This is a genomic window from Actinoplanes sp. NPDC051343 (assembly GCF_044455125.1).
Classification (GTDB): Bacteria; Actinomycetota; Actinomycetes; order Mycobacteriales; family Micromonosporaceae; genus Actinoplanes.
Genome location: NZ_JBITEL010000003.1, coordinates 660,682 through 674,076 on the forward strand (window position 1 = coordinate 660,682; position 13,395 = coordinate 674,076).

Consider the following 13,395-nt stretch of genomic DNA (forward strand, 5'->3'; position numbering starts at 1 on the left):
CCTCGCCCGCTGGGCCGCTGTCGTGCTCCTCGCCCGCCGGGCCGTCATCGTGTTCCTCGGCCGCCGGGTCGACCGGCGCGCTGAGCCGGGCCGCCTCGGCCTCGCGGGCCGCCCGGGTCGACTCGCGGCGGACCACGTCGGTGGCCTTGTTGCGGGCGGTCGTGATGATCCAGCCGGCCGGGCTCGCGGGGACGCCACGTTCCGGCCAGAGCTTCACCGCGGCCGCGAACGCCTCCTGGACCGCCTCCTCGGCGAGGTCGATGTCGCCGAAGTGGCGGACCAGGACGGCTACCGCCCGGCCGTACTCGGTGCGGAAGATACCTTCGACGCTCACACGACCGGCCGGACCTCGATCGCCAGCGGCGCGAGGATCGCCGACATGCGTGAGGCCCAGCCCAGTGCCGCGTCGAGGTCGGGCGCGTTGATCAGCGTGAAGCCGCCCAGATGTTCCTTGCCCTCGGCGAACGGCCCGTCGGTCAGCACCCCGTCGCGGACCACCGTGGCCGTGCGCGGCGGATGCAGCCCCGCCGCGAAGACCCAGGCGCCCTCCCGCTTCATCTCCTCGTTGAGCTCGCCCAGCTTCTCCATAATCGGGCCGAGCACCTCGGGCGGCGGCGGTTCGGTGTCGGGCTGATAGACGCTGAGCAGGTACTGCCTCATGCCGCGCTCCTCCGACGGTAGAAAGCGATGATCACGCCCTTGCCGGTCACCACGGTCTCCTCGAGGGTGAGGGTGACCTCCAGGTCGCCGAAGAGCGTCATTCCCTGCCCGAGCGTAAGCGGGTGCAGGACCAGGACGTACTGGTCGACCAGCCCGGCCACGGCGAGTGACCGCACGAGCTCACCGCTGCCGAGTACGACGAGGTCCTCCTCGATGCGGCTCAGCTCGGCGAGATCGCTGACCGGGGTCGAGTTGACCCAGGACGGCTTGTCGAGCGAGCGCGAGACCACGTACTTCTGCTTGCGCTCCAGCACGGCGGTGAACGGGTTGTCATCGGTGCGTCCGCCCCACGAGCGTTCCATGATCTCGTACGTCCGGCGGCCGAACAGCATCCCGTTGTCCGCCGCCACCCCCTTGCCCATCGTCTCGGCCAGCGCCGGGTCGGCGTACGGCGTCGCCCAGCCGCCGCGGGTGAACCCGCCCCGGGTGTCGTCCTCGGTGCCCGGCGACTGCATCACTCCGTCGAGCGTGAGGTTCTCCACCACCACGATCTTGCCCATGTGTGTCTCCTCTGTTTTCCTCCTACACGAACGGGCTTCCGCGGATTCGACATCGTCAGGAAAGAACTTCGGCCAGCGCCGCGTGGTTGTGGTAGTCGCGAGTCTCCACGATCAGGCCGTCCCGCACCCGGAGCACCTGAATGTTGGACACGCGGAAGGTCCGGCCGGAGGCCGCGCGCCCGTCGTAGTCGAACTCGGCGATCACCACCTCGGGGTCGGCGGTCTCGTGCACGCGGACCGCGTCGGCCCGCAGCGAGATGCCGGCCTGCCCGTTCATGGCGAAGTGCCGGCGTACCTCCTCGCGACCGCGGAGCCGGACCGGCGACGGCAGCGCGAACGGCATCTCCACCACCGCGTCGGCCGCGTAGAGCTCGTGAAGCCGGCTCCAATCGCCGCTGCTGATGCCGGCCGACAGGTTCTCGAAGACCTCGTGCGGGGTCACGACACACCTCCGTGCAAAAATGGGAGTCAACGCTCCGATTATACGGAGCACGCGCTCCGCTTCGCCAGAGAGGGCACCGTGGAATCACCACCGCTGCGCGCCGATGCCCGCCGCAACCGCGCAAAACTGCTGGAAGCGGCCGAGCAGGTGCTGGCGGAAAAGGGCCCGGGCGCCTCGACCGACGAGATCGCGAAGGCGGCCGGGGTGGGCATCGGCACGCTGTTCCGGCACTTCCCGACCAAGGAGGCGCTGATCGAAGGTGTCTTCACGGCCCGCATGCGCCGCATGACCGACGAGGCCACCCGCCTGGCCGCGACCGACGGCGGCCTGGAGGTCTTCCTGCGGCACGCGGTCGAGCAGGCCGAGGTCAAGAACGCCCTCGCCGGCCTGCTCACCTCGGCCGGCGTCGACCTGGCGGCCACGATCGACGAGGTGCGCGACGACCTGATGACGGCGCTGGGCGCCCTGCTGAGCAACGCGCAGCGGTCCGGCGCGGTGCGCCGAGACCTCCAGGTGCCCGACCTGATCGGCTTGCTCGCGGGCGCGTCGCGGGCCATCGAGTACGCCGGGGCCGACGCGTCCGCCCGCGAACGCATCATCGCCGTGATCGTGGACGGCCTGCGCCCCCGCTAGACGACGAGCCCGCGGTCCGGAGCTATGCCGGCGGCTGCTCCTCGGGGCGCATCAAGGCTTGCGGCCCACCGCGCAGTACACGTCGAGGGGCTCCGGTTCGGTTCCCGGCTGCGGCCGCCACAGCGAGGTCGACACCACGCCCGGCTCGAGCAGCTCCAGGCCTTCGAAATAGCCGCCGATCTCGTCGGGGGTGCGCAGGTTGTACGGGTGGCCGCCCTGCTTGGCGACCCGCTGGCTTTCCACGCTCTGCGCACTGGTGCTCGTGCCGTCGCTCACCGCCAGGTAGCTGCCCGACGGCACGGCGGCGAGCAGCCGCTCGACGATCGACCGGGCCTCGGCGTAGTCGGCGACGTTGCCCAGGATGCCGATCATGGTCAGGGCCACGGGCTTGCTGAAGTCGAGCGTCCGGGCGGCCCCGCGGAGGATCCGCTCCGGATCCTCCACGTTGGAGTCGATGTACGCGGTCTGCCCCTCGGCCGAACTCGTCAGCAGCGCGCGGGCGTGCGCCAGCACGAGCGGATCGTTGTCGACGTAGACGATCCGCGACTCGGGCGCCACTTGCTGCGCGACCTCGTGGGTGTTGTTCGCCGTCGGCAGACCGGTACCGATGTCGAGGAACTGCCGGATGCCCACCTCGCCGGCGAGGTGCGTGACCGCCTGGACGAGAAACTTCCGCTGGGCCTGGGCGACCGCCACGATCCCTGGATTGGCCGAGCGGAGCGCCTCGCCCAACTCCCGGTCGACGGCGAAGTTGTCCTTGCCGTCCAGGAGGTAGTTCCACACCCGCGCGCTACTCGGCCGGCTTACGTCGATGTTGGGATCGGTCATCAGAAATCCCCTTCGATCAGGCTGCCGTCAGACAGTGATCCTAAGCAATGGTCCTGGCCCCTTCGCGTGGCCGGCCGTAGCGCGGCGAATTCGGGGCTGAAGTGCGCGTACCGGCTCTCATTTCGATGATCGGCGGAATATGCTCGGTCTCTGGGCCGAACGGCCTGCTATCTGCCTGGTGCTGGTTCGCCGCGTGACTGGATCGGCAACCGAGCAGTGGGGCCCAAGCTCGGATCGGTCTGCGCGCTACCGTCTGCATATCGCGGAGGCCGCGCTTCAAGATCCGCAGCGAGCAGTCCGGTTCTGAACAGCACGAGGAGACACTGATGACCGACGCCACCAGCGACGCCGATCCCGCCGCCGCCGACCCTGCCGACGCCGCCGATCCTGCCGCTGTCGAAGCGGAATCCGAGGAGGTGCAGCCCTTCGAGAACCGGGCGGCACGCCGGTCCAAGGGCAAGACGGCCGCGAACCACACCGGGAACACCACCGGCCGCGTCCCGGGCCGTTCCGGCACCGTGCAGAGCCCTCGCCAGTACGGCAACCGCCGCAGCGGCTGATCTTCGGAATTCCTGACAGCGGCCGTGCCGACTCGGCTCGGTCGCTATCAGGCGTCCGGTTTGAGCTCACGTCACGGCGTTAGCGCCGCAGCGTAATTTCCCGTTCCATGTGGGACAGCTTTTCGGGGTTGCGGACGGCGTAGAGGCCGGTCACGAGGCCATCGTCAATACGCAGGGCGAAGACGGTGTCGATCTCGCCGTCGAAGCGCAGGACCAGGGCCGGCGAGCCGTTGACCTGCGCCGGATGCAGCGATGCCGCGGTGATGCGGCTCATCCCGGCGGCCAGCACGCGGGCCACGGCGGCGGCTCCCACGACGGGGCGCAGGGCGGCCTGCTTGATCCCCCCGCCGTCGCCCAGGAAGACGACGTCCGGTGCGAGGATGTCGAGCAGGCGTTGCAGGTCACCGGTCTCGGCGGCGTGCTGGAAGGCCTCGAGAGCGTCGCGGTTGCCGACCGCCGAGACGGCCCCGCGGTTGCCGGCGGAGGAGACGGCCCCGCGGTTGCCGACCGCTGAGACGGGCCCGCGCGGCCGGCGGGCGGCGACGTGCGCACGGGCCCGGTGGGCGATCTGGCGGACCGCGGCCGACGTCTTGTCGACGGCCTCCGCGATCTCGTCGTAGTCGAGGTCGAACACCTCGCGCAGCACGAACACTGCCCGCTCCGTCGGCGTGAGCGTCTCCAGCACCAGCATCATCGCTATCGAGACGCTCTCGGCCAACTCGACGTCGTCCGCCACGTCGGGCGCGGTGAGGAGCGGCTCGGGAAGCCAGGAACCGATATAGGACTCCTTGCGGCGGTTCAGCGTGCGCACCCGGTTGAGTGCCTGGCGGGCCGCGATGCGGACCAGGTAGGCGCGCTGGTTGTGGACGGCGTCGAGGTCGACGCCCGCCCACCGCAGCCAGGTCTCCTGCACGACGTCCTCCGCGTCGGCGGCCGAGCCGAGCATTTCGTAGGCGACGGTGAACAGCAGGCTGCGGTGGGCGAGGAACGTCTCGGTGGCGGAATCCATCGGTGGCGCCTCCTCACGGTTCGGTGTACCCCCACTGGACACCGGGGCCCGGCCGTTCTGTGACACCGGCCGGGGGTGGCGCGCGTCACACAGCCGCGCTGTCACATCGATCGGGTGGCCGGCATCTCGTGTTCGTCCCGTCAAGCCAACCCCGTGAGGACGAAGTCATGGAACCCCGTTTCGACCTGTTCGCCAACGAGATCGCCGCGAAGTTCACCAAGCGGTTCGCCAACACCAGCATGGTGATCAGCCAGTCGCCGCTGCCGAAGTCGACGCAGGAACTGGTCAGCCTACGGGCCAGCCAGATCAACGGCTGCGGCTGGTGCATCGACATGCACACCAAGGACGCGGCGGCCGCCGGTGAGACCGCGGTCCGGCTCAACCTGGTCGCCGCCTGGCGCGAGTCCACCGTGTTCACCGAGGCCGAGCAGGCCGCGCTGGCGCTCGCCGAAGAGGGCACCCGGCTCGCCGACGCCCACCGGGGCGTGTCCGACGAGACCTGGGCCGAGGTACGCAAGCACTACGACGACGACGAGATCGCAGCGCTGGTCTGCCTGGTCGCCCTGATCAACGCGGCCAACCGGCTCGCGGTGATCGTGCACCAGAAGGGCGGATCGTACGAGGCCGGCATGTTCGACGCCATGATGAGCTGACCGACGGCCAGGGATGGCGGTCACCAGGGTGGCCGCCTCCTGGATCATCGCAGCTGCGATCTCGACCTGGAGGTAATTGCAGTACTTCCACAGTTCCTTCGCCGCCTGCGAGTACTGGAACAGAATTCGATCGACGTCGAAGGCATCAAGCTCGCCGGCCCGGTAGCGATCGACAGCCTCACCAACGCGGGCGACAAGGTCTCCCAGCTCGGCTCGGTGGTACTCCGCGACCACCGAATGCGCTGCTCGTCGCTTCGACTTGTCTGGCACCGGCACGAGACTGCTCAGAGGCCCGGAAACGGTTGCTCCACCGGATGGGTCACCCGGATCGCCGCAGACTGAGTTCATGGCCGAGAACCTCGGGATGACCCGCGCGTCGCTCTCTACTGGGCGTCCGATGACGAAAAGCCCCGAACTTGACCGTCCGCACCGCGCGGTCGCGGCCAGATGCGGATGCCCATGCCGGCAACATGCTTGACCTTATCAACTATTGAGAATATAAAGAGTCGGTGGATGACGAGACGGCGGAAGACGCGTTCTTCCGCCTGTTCGGAGAAGCCGCCACGCAGCTGAGGCAGGGATTTGCGCGCTCGATCGGAATGGGTGCGCAGCGAGTGCAGATCCTTGTCCGCCTGCACCGCAACGGCGAGACCAGCCACAGTGAACTGCGTCAAGGGCTGGGCGTCGACGGAGCGAGCATCACGCGGTTGGTCAAGGAACTCGAACACGAAGCGCTGGTCCGTCGCCGCGTCGACCCGACCGACAACCGCTACACGCTGGCCTCGCTCACCCCAGCCGGCGCGCGGCTCGCCGCGGAATTGCGGCGGCGGCACCAGGCGTATCAGGAGCGCTTGCTCGAGGGAGTCAGCACGCAAGACCAGGACCGGGTGTTGCAGACGCTTCGGCGGCTGCGCGACAACGTCATCGAGGGAGACACGTGACAGATCAGGCACGCGCAGCGGCGCTGCGCATGTACACGGCTTTCAATGACCACGACCACGCCGCCGCATTGGAGATCCTTACGGACGACTTCTACAGTCATCCGTTAGGAACCACCGGACCACAAAGTATTGTCGAGTCCTGGCAGCGACTCCATGACGCGTTTCCCGAAGCACGCGTGGAAGTTGAGGGCATCGTCGTCGAGGGCGACAACGTCGCGACGCGGCTGAGCGTGCACGGAATCCCGGACCAGGCGCCGATGATGCTGGAGATGTACCGAGTCCGCGATGGCCGGATCGCGGAACTGTGGGCGTTGACCTCAATGCGACGCGACGCCTGAACGGTCAGTTCGGCGCGCGTCCGCTGGTCTGGCCGAACAGGAAACCGTTGAGCAGAACCCGTGGATCGGCCAGTGCGGCTGCCGTCGCTGACATGTCGTCATCGGTGAATCCTTGGGCCGACAGGGCGGCGCGCAACTGCGGCATTCCCGCCCGGAGCAGCCGGCATCCGGGGCCGCCTCCGCGCCAGCTCGTTCCGTACGACCGGAACCGGACCTCGGTGAGGCCGGCCGCCTCGAAGGCCGCCGGTGCCCGGTGCGGCCAGTCGTTGTCATAGCCGTGCGCGGTGAGCGAGCGCACGTGGGCCGTGAAATAGCGAGACAGCACGTCGACCGTCTTCTCGTCCGGCGCGGACATGACGAACGCCCCGGGCGCCACCGCGAAGTCGCCGGTGAGCAGCACTCCGCGCGGAGCCAAGGCGCCGGCCATCTGTCGCAGCGCTGCCGTGCGCCCCGGCAGATGGCCGAGCAGCAAGCGGGCGTGAACCAGGTCGAACCGGCCCAGCGGATCGCCGGTGACGATGTCGTGCTGCCGCACCGTCAGCCGGGGCCGGTCCGGGATGCGCTGCGGCGCGATATCGGTGGCGACCACCTCGCCGGCCCGCTCGGCGAGCCACACCGCGACGCTGCCGGCGCCCGCCCCGACCTCCAGGCAACGCCGGCCGGGCAGATCAACCACCTCGGCGATCGACTCGTGCGTCTGGGCGTCGAGCAACTCGGCCAGAGCATCGTGGTGAGCGGTCGACTGATCGCTGGCGTTGCTGAAGGCGTACCCCGGTCTGGTCATCGCGGTCACAGTGCCATGATCGAGCAAGCCGGGCGGATGAGGAGAGCGCACTGCCTATAGTCGCTGAATGATGGATTGGTATCCGCCCATCGAGCCGTACGACTCCGGGATGCTCGGCGTCGGCCACGGCAACGAAATCTACTGGGAAGTGTGCGGAGATCCGGGCGGCAAACCGGCAGTGTTTCTGCACGGCGGCCCCGGCGGTGGCCTTCTGCCCGACAACCGGCGGTACTTCGACCCGTCCGGCTACCGGGTCGTGCTGTTCGACCAGCGTAACTGCGGTCGCAGCCGGCCCTTCGCGGGCGACCCCGCGGTGTCGCTCGAACACAACACCACCCCGCACCTGGTGGCGGACATCGAGCGTCTGCGCGAGCACTTGGGGATCGAGCGTTGGCTCGTCTTCGGCGGCAGTTGGGGCAGCACGCTCGGCCTGGCCTACGCGCAGGCCCATCCCGAGCGGGTCACCGAACTCGTGCTCCGTGGCGTGTGGCTGGTCCGCCGGGCGGACGAGGAATGGGCGCTGACCCCGGCGGGCGCGGCCCACCTGTTCCCCGCCGAGTGGGCGGCATTCCGTGCCGCGATCCCCGCCGCGGAACAGGACGACCTCGTCGGTGCCTACGGCCGACGCATCAACGACCCCGACCCCGCGGTCCACGGCCCCGCGGCCCGCGCCTGGATGGGCTGGGAGCTCTCGGCCAACTCGCTGCTGCCGATGACGCCGCCCGCCATCGACGACACCAGCCTGCTGGCGTTCGCCCGCATCACCCACCACTACATCAGCAACGGCGGCTTCCTCCCGCCGGACGGCCTCCTGGCGGGCGTCGACCGCATCCGGCACATCCCGGCGGTCATCGTGAACGGCCGCTACGACATCAAGACACCGCCGAAGCAGGCGTGGGACCTGCACCGGGCCTGGCCTGAGGCGACGTTCCACATCGTGGAGGGCGCGGGCCACAGCGGCTCCGAACCCGGCACCCGCAGCCTGCTGATCGAAGCCACCAACCGGTTCCTGACGGCTGATCGCCCGGCGGGGGCTGCCTCGTCCCGGCCGTGAGCCAGCCGGTCAGGGCGATCGCCTCGTCGGCGATCTCGGTGACGGTGCGGCCGTCCGTCGACAGGCGGTGGATCCAGGGTGGTGTCAGGTCGTTCAGTTCTTGTGCGCGCTGCCTGCTGCGCTCCACGTGCCGGTACAGGGCACTGCCGATCTCGCGCTGCGTGAGCCGGCCGCGGGCCGTCTCGTCGGAGGCCGTCAGCAGTACGCCGGTCACGTGCGGTTCGTCGCCCATTGCCGCGGTCAAGGCCTCGGTGAAGCGGACGCTGACCGTGTTGGTGTAGACCATTCTGCGGTAGCCCAGCGAGCGGTAGTTGGCCCACATCGCCGCCAGGTTGCGTTCGGCCAGGTGGTGTTCCCACGGCGGCGGGTAGGCCAGGTCGAGGTTGTCGCCCTCGATCACGCAGTGCTTTACCTTCCGGGCGGTCAGCCGGGCATGGATCTCGGCCGCCACGCTGCTCTTGCCGACGCCGGACCGGCCGCCCAGGAACAGCACCGAGCTGCGGTCGGTCACGGCGCCACGCCCAGGAACGGGGCGCCCGCATAGCCGAGCGCCTCGAGGAACAGCTCTTCCGGGGTGCCCAGGGGCGGCAGCTGCCCGTTGAGTTCCAGGTTGACCATGCCGTGCGCCACCGCCCACAGGTGCAGGGCGATGCGCCCGGGGCCGGCGCCGGTGAAGATGCCGGCCTCGACGCAGCGTGTCACCCCGTCGACCAGGGGCTGGTAGGCCGCCTGCTCGGCCGCCAAACCCTCCGCCGACGGCGCGTAGAACGGCATCATTCGCCCGAACAGCAGCCCGTACAGGTGGGGGCCGGCCAGCGCCGCCTCGCGGTAGGCCACGCCCAGAGCAATCACGTCGGCCAGCGCGTCGCCGCTACGGGGGGCGCGCGCCAGGGCGGACCCGAGACGCCGGAAGCCTTCGCGGTGCATCGCCGCCAGCAGGCCGTGCTTGTCGCCGAACAGCGTGTAGACCGGCATTGTCGACACCCCCGCCGCGGCGGCCAGTTTGCGCAACGAGAGGCCGGCCGGGCCCTGCTCGGTCAGGATTCGCGCTGCCTCGTCGACCAGGCGGGTCGTGAGTTCCTCGTTGACGGATGCCATCGGCAGCGACTATAACAGCGTTATGGCAAATAACATCGTTATCGGGCTGCACGCCGGTGGAGCGACCGTCGCGCTGGTGCTCGGTGCGTACAACCTGGTCCGGCGCCCGAAGGGCGACCGCCGGCACCGGTGGGTGGGCCGGGTCTGGGTGGTCGCCATGTACTGGACCGTGCTCAGCTCGTTCGTCATCAAGGAGCTCAAGCCGGGCCGCTTCAGCTGGATCCACGGGCTCTCGCTCTTCACCTTCGGCACCCTCTCGATCGGGTTGTGGGGCGCCTTCACCCATCGCATCCAGGTGCACCGCAACTTCATGACCGGCTCCTACTTCGGGCTGGTCGGCGCCCTGATCGGGGCCGTCGTCGTGCCGCAGCGGCGCATCCCGCAGTGGTTCCTGCACGACCCGGTCGGCCTGGCGGCCGGTGCGCTGATCTCGTTGGCCGTGGCCGGAGCGATAATCAAATATGGACCCGGCGCGCGTGACGGCGCTGATCGAGAGGCCCGGAGTGGCCGCCCAGCTGTGCGTCCTGCGCGACGGTGAAACCGTCCTCGAGCATTCGGTCCGAGCCGCGCCCGACCAGCCCTTCCTGCTGTTCTCGGCCGGCAAGCCGCGCACCACGATGCTCGTGCACCGGCTCGCCGCGCAGGACGCGCTCGGCCTCGACGACCCGGTCGCCCGGCACTGGCCGGAATTCGGCAGAACGGCAAAGAGACGATCACGATTCGCCAGGTGCCGCAGCACCGGTCCGGGCTTCCGTACGGGCGGAGCCTGCCGCTCGACGCCGTCCTCGCCCCGCACTGGGACCGTTCGGTGCGCGCGCTGGCCGAGGCCCGCCCCCCGCTCACGTTCGGCCACAATGGCTCGAACGCCTGCGTGGGCTGGGCCGACCCGGCCCGGCGGCTGGTCGTCGCCTACCTGACCAACCGCCGGTTCGGCTCACCGGGCGGAGGTCAGCGATGCCGTCCGGGCTTGAAGCGGTCCCGGTGAAAATGACCGGCGCCGGGCCGCGCGGACCGGCACCATGGTCGGGTGCAGAGCCTCATGGAGTTGCGTCCCGCCTACCCCGTCGCCACCGAACGCCTCCTGCTGCGCCCCCTGACCGTGGCCGACGCGGACGCCCTGCTGGCCTACCGCGGCCGTCCGGACGTCTGCCGCTACGTCCCGTTCGAGCCGATGGAACGGCCGCTGATCATGGATCGGCTGGCCGGCCGGTGGTCTCGCACCGTGCTCACCGGAGAAGGCCAGGCCCTGACCCTGGGCGTAGCGCTGGCCGAGACCGGTCAGCTGGTCGGCGACGCGACCTTGTTCTGGCTCAGCAGCGAGCACCGGGCCGGCGAGATCGGTTACGTCTTCAACCCCGACTTCGCCGGCCGCGGCTACGCCACCGAGGCGGCGCAGGCCATGCTGCGCCTCGGCTTCGAGGACCTGGGCCTCCACCGCATGGTGGCCCGCCTGGACGAACGCAACGAGGCTTCGGCCAAGGTCGCTCGTCGCCTCGGCATGCGCGAGGAAGCCCGCCTGGTCGACAACGAAATCTTCAAGGGCGAGTGGTCGACCGAACTGCAGTTCGCCCTGCTGGACCGCGAATGGGCGGCTATTCGACCGCGGTAGTCTCCGGCTCCGCCATCTCCGCCTCGAGCACCGGCGAAGCCGTGAGCAGCTCGATCTCCCAGTGCTCGGCCAGCCCGTCGCCCTCCTCGTCGGCCTCCAGATAACTCCGCACCCGAACTCCCAGCCCGAGCTGGTTGGCGGCCCGCAGATGCTCGGTAACCTCGTCGACGCTGGTCAGGTAGTGGGTGGCGATCAGGTCAGGCTGCACGGTGGTCTCGTCGAGATCAGTCACCGCACCAGGCTAGAAGGCGAGCGTCGGCCAACGGTCACCGGCCCACTCCGCCCACCCCGCCCACCCGTCCGGCGATGCCGGGACGGCATCGCCCGAAGTCGAGCACCACGTTGGTCCCGAGCCGCAGGGCGTCCACGGCGACGACGATGAGCCGCCCTTCGAGGACGTCACGCTTCCCGTCCGCCTCACCGTCGCCGAACAGCGGGGCCATCCACTCGTCCGGGGTCAGCCGCAAGGCCCGCCGGGTGGCCGCGAGTTCCCTCGCCCGGGTGGTCTTGCCGGAGCCGGGGAGCCCGACCATCAGCATCAGGTGAGCGGACATCGGGCCAGCCAGTCGCGGACCGCGTCGAAGTCGGCCCCGGTGAGCCCGGACCGCGGATCGACCCGGTGGGCCAGGGCCGGCGCCGGATGGTGCGCGGCGATCCAGCGCCGGTCGGCGTCGAAGATCTCGTCGTCGAGCCACGCGAACGGGCGGCCGGCCGCCCAGCGGACCAGCGCCGGCGTCTTCCGGTGGACCCCGGTCGGCGGTTCCTCCTCGTCGTCCGACCAGTCGACGACCGGCAGGCAGGGCAGGCCGAGGCGGGGGCTCAGCACCTCGTTGGCGCTGTTCGCCCAGGCCGTCGCCCAGACCAGCGAGCAGTTCAGAGCCCGCAGCCGCGAGCCGTCGGCCGGGTCGAGGCGTTTCAGCAGCGGATTGTCTGACGGGACGGAGGAGCGTACGCGCGGGGCGAACGGCAGGAGCGTTCCGTCGACGTCCAGGAAGAGAAGGGTCTCGCTCAAATGCCGGTGATTGTGCCCCGGAAACGGCGGTCGCGCGGTCCCGGGGGCCGCTGTGGCCGCCCTGTGGGTTGCTATGACTGCGCTGTCAAAGGCGAACTCCGAACCGGGCCGGGCCGATTCGGAAGGTGCCGGGCCGACCATCGGCCCCGAGGGGAGAAACCACCATGACCGCGATCAACCCGATCGGCTCGATGACCAGCACCGCGGCGTACAAGGTCGCCGATGACAGCACGAAAACCGATGACACCAGGAAGGCCGCCCCGCGCGGCCACCACGGGGATCACCACCGGGCCGCGGCGCCCGCCCCGGCGCCGACCTCCACGTCGTCGATCGTCGATGTGACCGTCTGACGGATTCACCCGATCGGGGCGACGGGCTCGTCGCTCCGGTCGGGTTCCGCGAACCGGGCCAGGATCAGGGCACCGGCGACGGCCAGGGCGAATCCGAGGACCGCCGGGGCGGTCCAGCCAGCCCGCGTACGGTCGTGCCAGAGCACAATTCCCGCGACCGCCGGCAGAGTGGTCTCGCCGATGATGACCAGCGCGGACACGGTCGTGACGGCACCCCGCTGGAGCGCCGCCGCGAACGACAGGAACGCGCAGGCCCCGCTCACCGCGGCCGCGTAGGCCGCCGGGTCGCGCACGATGTCGGTGACGGCGAGACTCGGCACCGCGCGTACGGAAAGAGCCGTGAAGCCGAAGCCCAGGCCGGCCACCACGCCCTGGATGATCGGGCCGCTCGGCGGACCGAGCCGGGCGGCGAGCAGCGCGCCGGCGCCGAGCACGACCGCGACCGCGAGCAGCGCGAACCGGGTGGTGAGGCCGGCACCGTCGGTGCCTTCGGCGCCGCTCGACGCGCCGAGGAGGGCGACGCCGGCGCAGACGGCGGCCACGGCGGCCCACTGACGGGCGCCGAGGCGTACGCCGAGGAGCGGCACGCAGACGAGCGCCGTCACCGCGAGGTTGCCCGCCTGGACCGCCTGCACGACGAACAGCGGCAGCCCGCGGAGCGCGACCAGCTGGGCGACGAAGCCGAACAGGTCGAGCACCACGCCGGCCACGAAAGGCCCGCGCCGGCGGCGACGGAAACCGGCGGCCTGGAGGGCATTACCTCCGCCGTAACAGATCGCGGAAAGTATCGCCGCGGCGAAGGCACCCATCATCCGCGCAACCGTACCGGTGGGGGTAAAGGCCCAGGCATACCGTGCCCCCGGG

At 70.1% G+C, this 13,395-nt stretch carries 22 protein-coding genes and 2 pseudogenes; 11 read left to right on the forward strand and 13 right to left on the reverse strand.

Features of this window, described 5'->3' with window-relative positions; genetic code table 11:
• The 4 genes from ACIA5C_RS13665 to ACIA5C_RS13680 all read right to left on the reverse strand — a co-directional run.
• On the reverse strand, positions 1 to 334 hold a 334-nt coding region (locus ACIA5C_RS13665; RefSeq protein WP_396054154.1), incomplete at its 3' end, for a sigma factor.
• Positions 331 to 660 carry a YciI family protein gene (locus tag ACIA5C_RS13670; protein WP_396054157.1) on the reverse strand — a complete coding sequence of 110 codons (330 nt, stop codon included), beginning with the start codon at positions 658 to 660 and terminating at the stop codon, positions 331 to 333. The genes ACIA5C_RS13665 and ACIA5C_RS13670, both read right to left, overlap by 4 nt.
• Positions 657 to 1,220 carry a dihydrofolate reductase family protein gene (locus tag ACIA5C_RS13675; RefSeq protein ID WP_396054159.1) on the reverse strand — a complete coding sequence of 188 codons (564 nt, stop codon included), beginning with the start codon at positions 1,218 to 1,220 and terminating at the stop codon, positions 657 to 659. The genes ACIA5C_RS13670 and ACIA5C_RS13675 overlap by 4 nt, the downstream gene beginning before the upstream one ends.
• A gap of 55 nt (positions 1,221 to 1,275) precedes the next feature.
• A complete protein-coding gene (locus tag ACIA5C_RS13680; protein WP_396054161.1) occupies positions 1,276 to 1,662 on the reverse strand; it encodes a nuclear transport factor 2 family protein in 387 nt (128 codons plus the stop codon).
• Positions 1,663 to 1,740: 78 nt separating this feature from the next.
• On the opposite strand from ACIA5C_RS13680, the gene ACIA5C_RS13685 reads away from it, so the two are divergent.
• Positions 1,741 to 2,295 (forward strand): TetR/AcrR family transcriptional regulator, encoded by a 555-nt coding sequence (locus tag ACIA5C_RS13685; RefSeq protein ID WP_396054163.1) that lies wholly within the window; start codon positions 1,741 to 1,743, stop codon positions 2,293 to 2,295.
• A 51-nt stretch (positions 2,296 to 2,346) separates the two neighbouring features.
• Here ACIA5C_RS13685 and ACIA5C_RS13690 read toward each other — a convergent pair whose 3' ends face one another.
• Positions 2,347 to 3,123 carry an SAM-dependent methyltransferase gene (locus ACIA5C_RS13690; RefSeq protein WP_396054165.1) on the reverse strand — a complete coding sequence of 259 codons (777 nt, stop codon included), beginning with the start codon at positions 3,121 to 3,123 and terminating at the stop codon, positions 2,347 to 2,349.
• Positions 3,124 to 3,449: 326 nt separating this feature from the next.
• On the opposite strand from ACIA5C_RS13690, the gene ACIA5C_RS13695 reads away from it, so the two are divergent.
• Positions 3,450 to 3,683 carry a hypothetical protein gene (locus ACIA5C_RS13695; RefSeq protein ID WP_396054167.1) on the forward strand — a complete coding sequence of 78 codons (234 nt, stop codon included), beginning with the start codon at positions 3,450 to 3,452 and terminating at the stop codon, positions 3,681 to 3,683.
• Positions 3,684 to 3,762: 79 nt separating this feature from the next.
• Here ACIA5C_RS13695 and sigJ read toward each other — a convergent pair whose 3' ends face one another.
• Positions 3,763 to 4,692 carry an RNA polymerase sigma factor SigJ gene (gene sigJ / locus ACIA5C_RS13700; protein ID WP_396054169.1) on the reverse strand — a complete coding sequence of 310 codons (930 nt, stop codon included), beginning with the start codon at positions 4,690 to 4,692 and terminating at the stop codon, positions 3,763 to 3,765.
• Positions 4,693 to 4,859: 167 nt separating this feature from the next.
• Between sigJ and ACIA5C_RS13705 the strand changes: the two genes are divergently transcribed.
• The 3 genes from ACIA5C_RS13705 to ACIA5C_RS13715 all read left to right on the forward strand — a co-directional run bounded on the left by ACIA5C_RS13705 (position 4,860) and on the right by ACIA5C_RS13715 (position 6,624).
• Positions 4,860 to 5,345, forward strand: coding sequence for a carboxymuconolactone decarboxylase family protein (locus tag ACIA5C_RS13705; RefSeq protein WP_396054171.1), 486 nt, complete (start codon positions 4,860 to 4,862; stop codon positions 5,343 to 5,345).
• Positions 5,346 to 5,854: 509 nt separating this feature from the next.
• A complete protein-coding gene (locus ACIA5C_RS13710) occupies positions 5,855 to 6,286 on the forward strand; it encodes a MarR family winged helix-turn-helix transcriptional regulator (RefSeq protein ID WP_396054173.1) in 432 nt (143 codons plus the stop codon).
• Positions 6,283 to 6,624, forward strand: coding sequence for an ester cyclase (locus ACIA5C_RS13715; protein WP_396054175.1), 342 nt, complete (start codon positions 6,283 to 6,285; stop codon positions 6,622 to 6,624). Before ACIA5C_RS13710 ends, ACIA5C_RS13715 begins: the two co-directional genes overlap by 4 nt.
• A gap of 4 nt (positions 6,625 to 6,628) precedes the next feature.
• Here ACIA5C_RS13715 and ACIA5C_RS13720 read toward each other — a convergent pair whose 3' ends face one another.
• Positions 6,629 to 7,408, reverse strand: coding sequence for a methyltransferase (locus tag ACIA5C_RS13720; protein ID WP_396054177.1), 780 nt, complete (start codon positions 7,406 to 7,408; stop codon positions 6,629 to 6,631).
• 67 nt (positions 7,409 to 7,475) lie between these two features.
• Between ACIA5C_RS13720 and pip the strand changes: the two genes are divergently transcribed.
• Positions 7,476 to 8,462: a prolyl aminopeptidase gene (pip, locus tag ACIA5C_RS13725; RefSeq protein WP_396054179.1), complete on the forward strand. Its 987-nt coding sequence runs from the start codon at positions 7,476 to 7,478 to the stop codon at positions 8,460 to 8,462.
• 391 nt (positions 8,463 to 8,853) lie between these two features.
• Here the strand turns inward: pip and ACIA5C_RS13730 are convergent.
• Positions 8,854 to 8,973 (reverse strand): annotated as a pseudogene (locus ACIA5C_RS13730) (hypothetical protein); the annotation flags it as partial.
• Positions 8,970 to 9,560: a TetR/AcrR family transcriptional regulator gene (locus ACIA5C_RS13735; RefSeq protein WP_396054181.1), complete on the reverse strand. Its 591-nt coding sequence runs from the start codon at positions 9,558 to 9,560 to the stop codon at positions 8,970 to 8,972. The gene ACIA5C_RS13735 and the pseudogene ACIA5C_RS13730, both read right to left, overlap by 4 nt.
• A 22-nt stretch (positions 9,561 to 9,582) precedes the next feature.
• On the opposite strand from ACIA5C_RS13735, the gene ACIA5C_RS13740 reads away from it, so the two are divergent.
• From ACIA5C_RS13740 to ACIA5C_RS13755, 4 genes and pseudogenes are all read left to right on the forward strand, one after another.
• Entirely contained in the window at positions 9,583 to 10,098 is a 516-nt protein-coding gene (locus ACIA5C_RS13740; RefSeq protein WP_396054183.1) for a DUF2306 domain-containing protein, read from the forward strand.
• Positions 10,022 to 10,210, forward strand: a pseudogene (locus ACIA5C_RS13745) (serine hydrolase); the annotation flags it as partial. The gene ACIA5C_RS13740 and the pseudogene ACIA5C_RS13745, both read left to right, overlap by 77 nt.
• Before the next feature lie 77 nt (positions 10,211 to 10,287).
• On the forward strand, positions 10,288 to 10,545 hold the full coding sequence (locus ACIA5C_RS13750) for a hypothetical protein (RefSeq protein ID WP_396054367.1): 258 nt from the start codon (positions 10,288 to 10,290) through the stop codon (positions 10,543 to 10,545).
• Positions 10,546 to 10,599: 54 nt separating this feature from the next.
• Complete coding sequence (locus ACIA5C_RS13755; RefSeq protein WP_396054353.1) at positions 10,600 to 11,169, forward strand: GNAT family N-acetyltransferase; 570 nt, start codon at positions 10,600 to 10,602, stop codon at positions 11,167 to 11,169.
• On the opposite strand, the gene ACIA5C_RS13760 is transcribed toward ACIA5C_RS13755, so the two are convergent.
• The 3 genes from ACIA5C_RS13760 to ACIA5C_RS13770 are packed head-to-tail and all read right to left on the reverse strand — an operon-like array spanning position 11,153 to position 12,181.
• Positions 11,153 to 11,401, reverse strand: a complete 249-nt coding sequence (locus tag ACIA5C_RS13760) for a hypothetical protein (RefSeq protein WP_396054185.1) — start codon at positions 11,399 to 11,401, stop codon at positions 11,153 to 11,155. The genes ACIA5C_RS13755 and ACIA5C_RS13760 overlap by 17 nt on opposite strands.
• Before the next feature lie 34 nt (positions 11,402 to 11,435).
• Entirely contained in the window at positions 11,436 to 11,723 is a 288-nt protein-coding gene (locus tag ACIA5C_RS13765; protein ID WP_396054187.1) for an AAA family ATPase, read from the reverse strand.
• Positions 11,708 to 12,181 (reverse strand): HAD domain-containing protein, encoded by a 474-nt coding sequence (locus tag ACIA5C_RS13770; RefSeq protein ID WP_396054189.1) that lies wholly within the window; start codon positions 12,179 to 12,181, stop codon positions 11,708 to 11,710. The genes ACIA5C_RS13765 and ACIA5C_RS13770 overlap by 16 nt, the downstream gene beginning before the upstream one ends.
• A 164-nt stretch (positions 12,182 to 12,345) precedes the next feature.
• On the opposite strand from ACIA5C_RS13770, the gene ACIA5C_RS13775 reads away from it, so the two are divergent.
• Positions 12,346 to 12,531, forward strand: a complete 186-nt coding sequence (locus tag ACIA5C_RS13775; protein ID WP_396054191.1) for a hypothetical protein — start codon at positions 12,346 to 12,348, stop codon at positions 12,529 to 12,531.
• A gap of 5 nt (positions 12,532 to 12,536) precedes the next feature.
• On the opposite strand, the gene ACIA5C_RS13780 is transcribed toward ACIA5C_RS13775, so the two are convergent.
• On the reverse strand, positions 12,537 to 13,343 hold the full coding sequence (locus ACIA5C_RS13780; RefSeq protein WP_396054193.1) for a hypothetical protein: 807 nt from the start codon (positions 13,341 to 13,343) through the stop codon (positions 12,537 to 12,539).
• Between the last annotated feature and the right edge of the window lie 52 nt (positions 13,344 to 13,395).

Coding starts and splice junctions, on each gene's coding strand:
- ACIA5C_RS13670 (WP_396054157.1), bottom strand. CDS start 660: ATGAGGCAGTACCTGCTCAGCGTCTATCAGCCCGACACCGAACCGCCG.
- ACIA5C_RS13675 (WP_396054159.1), bottom strand. CDS start 1,220: ATGGGCAAGATCGTGGTGGTGGAGAACCTCACGCTCGACGGAGTGATG.
- ACIA5C_RS13690 (WP_396054165.1), bottom strand. CDS start 3,123: ATGACCGATCCCAACATCGACGTAAGCCGGCCGAGTAGCGCGCGGGTG.
- ACIA5C_RS13695 (WP_396054167.1), top strand. CDS start 3,450: ATGACCGACGCCACCAGCGACGCCGATCCCGCCGCCGCCGACCCTGCC.
- sigJ (WP_396054169.1), bottom strand. CDS start 4,692: ATGGATTCCGCCACCGAGACGTTCCTCGCCCACCGCAGCCTGCTGTTC.
- ACIA5C_RS13705 (WP_396054171.1), top strand. CDS start 4,860: ATGGAACCCCGTTTCGACCTGTTCGCCAACGAGATCGCCGCGAAGTTC.
- ACIA5C_RS13720 (WP_396054177.1), bottom strand. CDS start 7,408: ATGACCAGACCGGGGTACGCCTTCAGCAACGCCAGCGATCAGTCGACC.
- pip (WP_396054179.1), top strand. CDS start 7,476: ATGATGGATTGGTATCCGCCCATCGAGCCGTACGACTCCGGGATGCTC.
- ACIA5C_RS13735 (WP_396054181.1), bottom strand. CDS start 9,560: ATGGCATCCGTCAACGAGGAACTCACGACCCGCCTGGTCGACGAGGCA.
- ACIA5C_RS13740 (WP_396054183.1), top strand. CDS start 9,583: ATGGCAAATAACATCGTTATCGGGCTGCACGCCGGTGGAGCGACCGTC.
- ACIA5C_RS13755 (WP_396054353.1), top strand. CDS start 10,600: ATGGAGTTGCGTCCCGCCTACCCCGTCGCCACCGAACGCCTCCTGCTG.
- ACIA5C_RS13765 (WP_396054187.1), bottom strand. CDS start 11,723: ATGTCCGCTCACCTGATGCTGATGGTCGGGCTCCCCGGCTCCGGCAAG.
- ACIA5C_RS13775 (WP_396054191.1), top strand. CDS start 12,346: ATGACCGCGATCAACCCGATCGGCTCGATGACCAGCACCGCGGCGTAC.
- ACIA5C_RS13780 (WP_396054193.1), bottom strand. CDS start 13,343: ATGATGGGTGCCTTCGCCGCGGCGATACTTTCCGCGATCTGTTACGGC.